Source organism: Streptomyces sp. AcH 505 (assembly GCF_000818175.1).
Classification (GTDB): domain Bacteria; phylum Actinomycetota; class Actinomycetes; order Streptomycetales; family Streptomycetaceae; genus Streptomyces.
In genome coordinates this window covers 1,391,348-1,400,684 of the sequence record NZ_JTIY01000001.1, presented here as the reverse complement: position 1 = coordinate 1,400,684, position 9,337 = coordinate 1,391,348, and the positions used below count along the sequence as shown (strand labels likewise).

The 9,337-nt window shown below is 72.7% G+C and carries 6 protein-coding genes and 2 pseudogenes; 5 read left to right on the top strand and 3 right to left on the bottom strand.

Translation table 11 applies throughout. The annotated features are described in order from the left end of the window. Both HY68_RS44825 and HY68_RS06400 read right to left on the bottom strand, forming a co-directional pair. Positions 1–251 (bottom strand): annotated as a pseudogene (locus HY68_RS44825) (hypothetical protein); the annotation flags it as partial. A 61-nt stretch (positions 252–312) separates the two neighbouring features. Then, positions 313–1,671, bottom strand: a complete 1,359-nt coding sequence (locus tag HY68_RS06400; RefSeq protein ID WP_198533223.1) for an SWIM zinc finger family protein — start codon at positions 1,669–1,671, stop codon at positions 313–315. Between the two features lie 129 nt (positions 1,672–1,800). Between HY68_RS06400 and HY68_RS06395 the strand changes: the two genes are divergently transcribed. From HY68_RS06395 to sucD, 5 genes are all read left to right on the top strand, one after another. Continuing rightward, positions 1,801–2,901, top strand: coding sequence for an AAA family ATPase (locus tag HY68_RS06395; RefSeq protein ID WP_041985442.1), 1,101 nt, complete (start codon positions 1,801–1,803; stop codon positions 2,899–2,901). After that, the gene (locus tag HY68_RS06390; RefSeq protein WP_041985439.1) at positions 2,898–5,225 is read left to right on the top strand and encodes a DUF5682 family protein; all 2,328 of its coding nucleotides are present in this window, start codon (positions 2,898–2,900) and stop codon (positions 5,223–5,225) included. The genes HY68_RS06395 and HY68_RS06390 overlap by 4 nt, the downstream gene beginning before the upstream one ends. Next, entirely contained in the window at positions 5,225–6,439 is a 1,215-nt protein-coding gene (locus tag HY68_RS06385) for a VWA domain-containing protein (protein WP_041985436.1), read from the top strand. The genes HY68_RS06390 and HY68_RS06385 overlap by 1 nt, the downstream gene beginning before the upstream one ends. A gap of 210 nt (positions 6,440–6,649) precedes the next feature. After that, the gene (gene sucC, locus HY68_RS06380; protein WP_041985434.1) at positions 6,650–7,825 is read left to right on the top strand and encodes an ADP-forming succinate--CoA ligase subunit beta; all 1,176 of its coding nucleotides are present in this window, start codon (positions 6,650–6,652) and stop codon (positions 7,823–7,825) included. A gap of 22 nt (positions 7,826–7,847) precedes the next feature. After that, positions 7,848–8,732, top strand: coding sequence for a succinate--CoA ligase subunit alpha (gene sucD, locus HY68_RS06375; protein WP_041985432.1), 885 nt, complete (start codon positions 7,848–7,850; stop codon positions 8,730–8,732). A gap of 105 nt (positions 8,733–8,837) precedes the next feature. Here the strand turns inward: sucD and HY68_RS44820 are convergent. Then, positions 8,838–9,337, bottom strand: a pseudogene (locus HY68_RS44820) (DNA-directed RNA polymerase sigma-70 factor); the annotation flags it as partial.

The window sequence follows — 9,337 nt, the reverse complement described above, 5'->3', positions numbered from 1 at the left end:
CGCTTCCCCGCCTTCTCGGGCAGCGTGCGGCGCCCGTCGTGGGGAGCGCGCCCCGGCAGCTCGGCTGCGGGCGCGGGCAGCAGTCCGGCCCGCCGCCGTACGGTGTGCAGCGCGGCGGCGTCCAGCAGCGCGAGCGGCGCTTCCTTGCCGGGGACCATGATGTCCGCCGGGGGTGTGCGGCGGTCGGTGCCGAGCAGCGCCGAGGTGACGAGTTCTTCCCAGAGCGTGGCTGTGGTGCCGGGGTCGGTCATGGGTGGGTCCTCCCTGCGGATGGGGGCGACGGGGCCGGGGCCGGGCGCGGGCCGAACGGGGTCAGATGAGCGGAACCATCGCCGAGGACTCCTCGGACCAGGCGGCGAGCGGGTCGAAGCCGCGGTGACCGCACTCGCCGAAGACCGTGACGGGGGCGCCGCCGGAGAGCGCGGCGAGTTTCCACAGCCCGGGCCTGCCGAGCGCGGCCGGAGCGACCGGAAGGGCGGACCGCCCGTCGGCGTCGGCCAGTTGCCAGCCGTCCGCCACACCGGGCACCGGTACGACCCCGGTCAGGGTCACCGGCCAGGAGTCCAGCCACGGGTCGTCCCGCAGGGCCGATCCGTACGCGGCGAGGGCCGCGGCCGTCGGTCCGCCGGGCGGCGGCGCCGGGACCGGCACCGGCGGGCCCAGCTGCTCGCCCCAGTCGGCCCGCAACTGCCCGGCGCCGCCGTGCGGAGTGATCTCCGCGTCCACCATCAGCCCCACCGGCAGGGCCAGTTGCGGGGAGCGGCCGGCGGCGCCGAAGGACAGCAGCAGCGCCGAGCGGCCCGAGTCCCTTCCGTACAGCCAGATCCGACGCGTGGTCAGCTTGCCGTCCGAGGTGTTGTACTGCGCCAGGATCAGCCAGTGGTCCCTGACCGGCGGGCCTTCGGCAGGCGAGGGGAGACCGGTCCTGGTGCGGACCGTCGTCGCCAGCGGCTCGGGCAGCCGGTCGAGCCCCAGCCAGCCGGCGGTCAGCAGCCGCAGCAGCGCCGACTCTTCGAGCAGCCGCACCGGCCAGCCAGGACCCGAGCCCGGGATCGCACCCAACTCCCGCGCCCTGCCCGCGAGTCCGGGCGCCTGCGCGTCGACCATCCGGGCGGCCGTCTCCTCCCACAGCCCGTAGCCCGTCTGCTCCGCCGCCGCCAGGCCGCCGCGCAGCAGGTCCGCCAGCCGCTGCTCCAGCTCCGTCGCGCCCGCCGTGATCCGCGCCGCCCTGCGCTCGGCCCTGCGCCTCGCGGCCTCCGGATCCGCCGTCTTCGCCGACCCTGCCCCGTCCGGCCCCTCCTCCTGCCCCGCCTTGGCCTCCTCGCGCTTCCTGCGCCCTGCAAGCCACTGCCCGGCCCAGTCGGGCGGCTCGGCCGCCGCGACCGTCGCCTCGCCCTCCGCCCACAGCATCAGCAGCCCCAGCGCGTGCTTGCACGGGAACTTCCTGCTGGGGCACGTGCACTTGTACGCGGGGCCCGTCGTGTCCACCACGGTCTGGTAAGGCTTGCTGCCGCTGCCCTTGCACAGACCCCAGACGACCCCCTCCGCCGTGCTGCCCGCCTCCGACCACGGCGCCGGTGTGCTCAGCTTGGTCCCCGCCTTGCGTGACGCATGGTCAGGAGCCAGGGCCAGCACCTGCTCCGACGTCCAGCGCACCCCCAGTTGATTCATGTGTACGACGGTAGGACGCGGCACTGACAAACCACTCCCACCTGCGGAAACAGGTCGGCGCCGGTCGATTGTCAGTGCCGTGGTGCACGGTGGGAACCACATCCGGTCGATCGATCTGGAGGGGGATCCATGACCATGCCCGAAACCACCGCCGAGGTCCTGCGGCCGCACGCCGAGAACGCGTTCGCCGACGAACTCACCGCGCTGGCCGCCGCCGACGACCGGCCGAGGCCGGCCCGCTGGCTGCTGTCGCCGTGGGCCGTGTCCCTCTATCTGCTCGGGGGCACGCTCCCCGACGGGACCGTCATCTCGCCGAAGTACGTCGGGCCGCGGCGGATCGTCGAGGTCGCCGTCACCACACTCGCCACCGACCGGGCGCTGCTGCTGCTCGGCGTGCCGGGCACCGCCAAGACCTGGGTGTCCGAGCATCTCGCCGCTGCGGTCAGCGGCGACTCGACACTGCTCGTGCAGGGCACCGCGGGCACGCCCGAGGAGGCGATCCGCTACGGCTGGAACTACGCCCAACTGCTGACCAACGGCCCCAGCAGGGCGGCGCTGGTGCCCAGCCCGCTGATGCGGGCCATGACCGAGGGCATGACGGCCCGGATCGAGGAGCTGACCCGGATCCCCGCCGACGTCCAGGACTCGCTCATCACGATTTTGTCCGAGAAGACCCTGCCCATCCCCGAACTGGGCCAGGAGGTCCAGGCGGTGCGCGGGTTCAACGTGATCGCCACGGCCAACGACCGCGACCGCGGGGTCAACGACCTGTCGAGCGCCCTGCGCAGGCGCTTCAACACCGTCGTGCTGCCGCTGCCCGCCACCCCCGAGGCCGAGGTCGAGATCGTCTCGCGCCGCGTCGACCAGATCGGCCGCTCGCTCGAACTGCCCACAGGACCCGAGGGCATCGACGAGATCCGCCGGGTCGTCACGGTCTTCCGCGAGCTGCGCGACGGAGTCACGACCGACGGCCGTACGAAACTCAAGTCGCCGTCGGGCACGCTCTCCACGGCCGAGGCGATCTCGGTCGTCACCAACGGCCTCGCCCTCGCCACCCACTTCGGCGACGGCGTGCTGCGCCCCGGCGACGTCGCGGCGGGCATCCTCGGCGCCGTCGTCCGTGACCCGGCGGCCGACCGGGTGATCTGGCAGGAGTACGTCGAGACGGTCGTGCGTGAGCGCGACGGCTGGAAGGACTTCTACCGCGCCTGCCGCGAGGTGAGCGTGTGAGCGCCGCGCGGGGGAGGGCGGGGCGCGGGCCGCTGCTGCTCGGGGTCCGGCACCACGGACCCGGGTCCGCGCGGGCCGTGCGGGCGGCGCTCGAAGCGGCGGCGCCGAGCGTCGTGCTCGTCGAAGGGCCGCCCGAGGGCGACGCGCTGGTCGCGCTCGCCGCCGAGGAGACGATGCGCCCGCCCGTCGCGCTCCTCGCGCACGCCGTGGACGACCCGGGGCGCGCCGCGTTCTGGCCGCTCGCGGAGTTCTCCCCGGAGTGGGTCGCGATCCGCTGGGCGCTCGGCCATGACGTACCCGTACGGTTCATCGACCTGCCGGCCGCGCACACGCTCGCCCAGGAATCCGAAGAGGCGGGCACGGAAGGGGGCGGGGAAGCGCCCGACGGTGCCGACGAGCCCGCGGAGGAGCTGCGGATCGACCCGCTCGCCGTGCTCGCGGAGACCGCCGGCTACGACGACCCCGAGCGCTGGTGGGAGGACGTCGTCGAGCACCAGGGCCCGGGAGCCGGCGACCCCTTCGCGCCGTTCGAAGCGCTCGCCGAGGCGATGGGGGCGCTGCGGGAGACGTACGGCGTCGGCGGGCACGGGCGCGATCTGGTCCGCGAGGCCCATATGCGTATCCAACTGCGCGCGGCGCAAAAGGAGTTCGGCGCCGCCGAGGTCGCCGTCGTCTGCGGGGCCTGGCATGTGCCCGCGCTGATGGAGCGCACCACGGCCACCGCCGACCGCGCCCTGCTGAAAGGGCTGCCGAAGGTCAAGACCGAAGTGACCTGGGTGCCCTGGACCCATCGCAGGCTCGCCCGGCACAGCGGCTACGGCGCCGGAATCGACTCGCCCGGCTGGTACAGCCATCTGTTCGGCGTGGCCGACCGGCCCGTCGAGCGCTGGCTGACCAAGGTCGCCGGGCTGCTGCGGGAGGAGGACCGGATCGTCTCCTCCGCCCATGTCATCGAGGCCGTCCGGCTCGCCGAGGCCCTCGCCGTCCTGCGCGGCCGTCCGCTGGCCGGACTCACCGAGACGACCGACGCCGTCAGGGCCGTGCTCTGCGAGGGGTCGGACGTGCCGCTCGACCTCATCAGGGACCGGCTCGTCGTCGGCGACGTGCTCGGCGAAGTCCCGGACGCCGCGCCCGCTGTGCCGCTCCAGCGCGACCTCACCCGCGCGCAGCGCACCCTGCGCCTCAAGCCCGAGGCGCTGGAGCGCGAGCTGGATCTCGACCTGCGCAAGGAGACCGACGCCGGGCGCAGCCGGCTGCTGCACCGGCTGCGGCTGCTCGCCATCGGCTGGGGCGAACCCTCGGCCGGACGGGGCAGCACCGGCACCTTCCGGGAGAGCTGGCGGCTGCGCTGGGAGCCCGAGCTGTACGTACGGGTCGCCGAGGCCGGCGTCTGGGGCACGACCGTGCTCACCGCCGCCACCGCCAAGGCGGCGGCACGGGCCGTCGAAGCGACCGCCCTCGCCGAGATCACCGCGCTCGCCGAGCGCTGCCTGCTGGCCGAACTGCCCGAAGCGCTGCCCGTGGTGATGCGCGCCCTCGCGGACCGCGCCGCGCTCGACGCGGACGTCGGCCATCTCGCCCAGGCCCTGCCCGCCCTCGCCCGCTCGCTGCGCTACGGCGACGTACGGTCCACGGACACGGCGGCGCTCGGCGAGGTCGCCGCAGGACTCGTGGAGCGGGTCTGCGTCGGACTGCCGCCCGCCTGTACGGGACTCGACGAGGACGGCGCGGCCGAGATGCGCGGCCATCTCGACAGCGTCCACACGGCCATCGGGCTCCTCCCGGACAACTCGCCCGCGATGGGCGAGCGTTGGGGAGCGGTGCTGCACAAGCTCGCCGCCCGCGACACCGTGCCCGGCGTGATCAGAGGCCGCGCCGCCCGGCTGCTGCTGGACGACGGACGGCTCGAAGAGGACGAAGCGGCGCGGTTCATGAGCCTCGCGCTCTCCCCGGGCACACCACCGGCCGACGCGGCGGCCTGGGTCGAGGGGTTCGTCGGCGGCGCCTCCGGCGGCGGGATGCTGCTCGTGCACGACGAGCGGCTGCTCGGCCTGCTCGACGCCTGGCTGACCGGCGTACCCGAGGCGTCGTTCACGGATGTGCTGCCGCTGCTGCGCCGCACGTTCGCCGCGTACGAGCCCGGAGTGCGGCGCACCCTCGGCGAGTTGGTCAGGCGCGGCCCCGCGACGTCCGGCGGCGGCGTCCCCGTGCCGGCCGACGCGGGCGCCCCCGGCTTCGGCGCGGGACTCGACGGACCGCGCGCCGACGCCGTACTGCCCGTGCTGCGACTGCTGCTCGGCGACGAACTGACGGAGGTGGCCTGATGACGGCGAACGGCACAGCGGGAACCGGTACCGACAGCGCGCACGACAGCGCGGTGGACGAGCGGCTGCGCCGCTGGCGTCTCGTGCTCGGCGGGGGCGGCGCCGACGGCACGGGCCGGGGGCTGACCGGCCAGGACGCGGCCATGGACGGCGCGCTGTCCGCGCTGTACGGCGCGGGGAAGAGCGGCGGCGGGCGCTCCGACCGCTCGGCCGGGCTCGGTGCCTCGGCGCCGTCCGTCGCGCGCTGGCTCGGCGACATCCGTACGTACTTCCCCAGCTCGGTCGTCCAGGTCATGCAGCGCGACGCCATCAGCAGACTCGGGCTCTCCGCGCTGCTCCTGGAGCCGGAGATGCTGGAGGCCGTCGAGGCCGACGTGCATCTCGTCGGCACCCTGCTCTCGCTCAACAAGGCCATGCCGGAGACGACGAAGGAGACCGCGCGCGCCGTCGTGCGCAAGGTCGTAGACGACATCGAGAAGCGGCTCGCCACCCGCACCCGCGCCACCCTGACCGGCGCGCTCGACCGGTCGGCGCGGATCAGCAGGCCGCGCCACCGCGACATCGACTGGGACCGCACGATCCGGGCCAACCTCAAGAACTACCTGCCCGAACACGGCACGATCGTGCCCGAGCGGCTGATCGGGTACGGGCGGGCCGCCCAGTCCGTCAAGAAGGAAGTCGTGCTCTGCATCGACCAGTCGGGGTCGATGGCCGCCTCCGTCGTCTACGCCTCCGTCTTCGGCGCCGTCCTCGCCTCGATGCGCTCCATCGCCACCCGGCTCGTCGTCTTCGACACGGCGGTGGTCGATCTCACCGACCAGCTCGACGATCCGGTGGACGTGCTGTTCGGCACCCAGCTCGGCGGCGGCACCGACATCAACCGCGCCCTGGCGTACTGCCAGTCGCAGATCACCCGCCCCGCCGACACCGTCGTCGTCCTCATCAGCGATCTCTACGAGGGCGGCATACGCGACGAGATGCTGAAGCGGGTCGCGGCGATGAAGGCGTCGGGCGTGCAGTTCGTCGCGCTGCTCGCGCTGTCCGACGAGGGAGCGCCCGCGTACGACAGGGAGCACGCGGCGGCACTCGCCGAGCTGGGCGCCCCCGCCTTCGCCTGCACCCCGGACCTGTTTCCCGATGCGATGGCGGCCGCGATAGAGAAGCGTCCGCTGCCCGTACCGGACGAGCCGGTCGCCCGTCCGTACGATCTGTGACAGGTATCACCGCTCAGGTGTGATCTGCGATTTAGGGTCCCACGGCCCTCGGGGATAACCTGCGAGACGGACATGCCGCGTACCGGACAGCGTGTACGCCTCCCTCTGTGACAGCGCAGTCACGTTGCCCTTCGCGGCACGCCCACGCACCCAACGAACCCGCGATCACCAGGCTGCGGAATCACAGACATAGGGACGGAGCGGACACGCGTGGACCTGTTCGAGTATCAGGCGAGGGACCTCTTCGCCAAGCACGGTGTACCGGTGCTGGCCGGTGAAGTCATCGACACGCCTGAGGCGGCCCGAGAGGTCACCACGCGTCTCGGCGGCAGGGCCGTCGTCAAGGCGCAGGTCAAGGTCGGCGGCCGGGGCAAGGCCGGCGGTGTGAAGCTGGCCTCCGACCCGGCTGACGCCGTCGAGAAGGCCGGTCAGATCCTGGGCATGGACATCAAGGGCCACACGGTCCACAAGGTGATGCTGGCCGAGACGGCGAACATCGCGGACGAGTACTACGTCTCGTTCCTCCTCGACCGCACCAACCGCACGTTCCTCGCCATGGCGTCCGTGCAGGGCGGCGTGGAGATCGAGGTCGTCGCGGAGGAGAACCCCGAGGCGCTCGCCAGGATCCCTGTCGACGCCAACGAGGGCTGCACCCCCGAGAAGGCCGCCGAGATCGTCGCCGCCGCGAAGTTCCCGGCCGAGATCGCCGACCAGGTCGCCGACGTCCTGCAGAAGCTGTGGGTCGTCTTCATCAAGGAGGACGCCCTCCTTGTCGAGGTGAACCCGCTGGTCAAGTCCGGTGACGGCAAGATCATCGCGCTGGACGGCAAGGTCTCGCTCGACGAGAACGCGGACTTCCGCCAGCCCGAGCACGAGGCGCTTGAGGACAAGGCCGCGGCCAACCCTCTTGAGGCCGCCGCCAAGGCGAAGAACCTCAACTACGTGAAGCTCGACGGCGAGGTCGGCATCATCGGCAACGGCGCGGGTCTGGTCATGTCGACCCTCGACGTCGTCGCGTACGCCGGTGAGAAGCACAGCGGTGTGAAGCCGGCCAACTTCCTCGACATCGGCGGCGGCGCCTCGGCCGAGGTCATGGCGAACGGCCTGGAGATCATCCTCGGCGACCCGGACGTCAAGTCCGTCTTCGTCAACGTCTTCGGTGGCATCACCGCGTGCGACGAGGTCGCCAACGGCATCGTGCAGGCCCTCGAACTGCTCGCCTCCAAGGGCGAGAAGGTCGAGAAGCCGCTGGTCGTGCGGCTCGACGGCAACAACGCTGAGCTGGGTCGCAAGATCCTGTCGGACGCCAACCACCCGCTCGTGCAGCGCGTGGACACCATGGACGGCGCGGCCGACAAGGCCGCCGAGCTCGCGGCTGCGAAGTAAGGGAAGAGGGAAAACCACAACCATGGCTATCTTCCTCACCAAGGAAAGCAAGGTCATCGTCCAGGGGATGACCGGCGCCACCGGCATGAAGCACACCAAGCTCATGCTCGCCGACGGCACCAACATCGTCGGCGGTGTGAACCCCCGCAAGGCCGGTACGTCCGTCGACTTCGACGGCACCGAGGTCCCCGTGTTCGGCTCCGTCGCCGACGCGATCAAGGAGACCGGCGCCGACGTCTCGGTCGTCTTCGTACCGCCGGCCTTCGCGAAGGCCGCCGTCGTCGAGGCGATCGACGCGGAGATCCCCCTCGCGGTCGTCATCACCGAGGGCATCGCCGTCCACGACTCCGCCGCCTTCTGGGCGTACGCGGGCTCGAAGGGCAACAAGACCCGGATCATCGGCCCGAACTGCCCGGGTCTGATCACCCCCGGCCAGTCCAACGCCGGCATCATCCCGGGCGACATCACCAAGCCCGGCCGGATCGGTCTCGTGTCCAAGTCCGGCACGCTGACCTACCAGATGATGTACGAGCTGCGCGACATCGGCTTCTCGTCCGCCGTCGGCATCGGTGGCGACCCGGTCATCGGTACGACGCACATCGACGCCCTTGAGGCGTTCGAGGCCGACCCCGAGACCGACCTGATCGTGATGATCGGCGAGATCGGCGGCGACGCCGAGGAGCGCGCGGCCGACTTCATCGCCAAGAACGTGACGAAGCCGGTCGTCGGCTACGTCGCGGGCTTCACCGCGCCCGAGGGCAAGACGATGGGCCACGCCGGCGCCATCGTCTCCGGCTCCTCCGGCACGGCGCAGGCGAAGAAGGAGGCCCTGGAGGCCGCGGGCGTGAAGGTCGGCAAGACCCCGACCGAGACCGCCGAGCTGGCGCGCGCCATCCTCGCGGGCTGACGGCTGACCGCAGACGGCACGCGCCGTCACAGCGCACACACGCGGCCGGTCCCGCACCCCGGACATCAGGGGTGCGGGACCGGCCGCGTGCCGTCGTACGGTCCGTCAGTGCGCCTCCGGCACCAGCCGGGGCGGCCCGTTCATCGGCTCGTCCATCAGCCTCTCGCGCAGCTTCAGGTCCGCGCCCGTCAGCTGCTCGGGGCCGCCGCGCTGCGGCACCCCGCCGACCCGCTCGCTCGGCGCGCGCGGCGGCTCGTACTGCCTGGGCGCTGTCGCGACGGTGAACGCGGTCGCCCCGATGATCAGTACGGTCAGGGCGACGGCCGACCGCGTCCAGAACTTGGCCCGCCGTTCGCCCGCAGTCCGTACGGCGCCCGCCGGTGCGATCGACGGCGGCGCGACGGTACGGGTGAGGGTGCCGAGCTTCGCGTGCAGCTCCTCCGGGTCGGCCAGTTCGGGCACCCGCTCGGCGACCGCCTCCCGCGCGTGCAGCAGCCGGTTGGCCGCCGTCGGGGTGCTCGCCTCGGTCTCTGCCGCCGTCTCCGGCAGGTCGAGGCCGAGACCGTCGTAGAGCAGCAGGGTGCGCCGGTGCCGGGGCGGCAGCC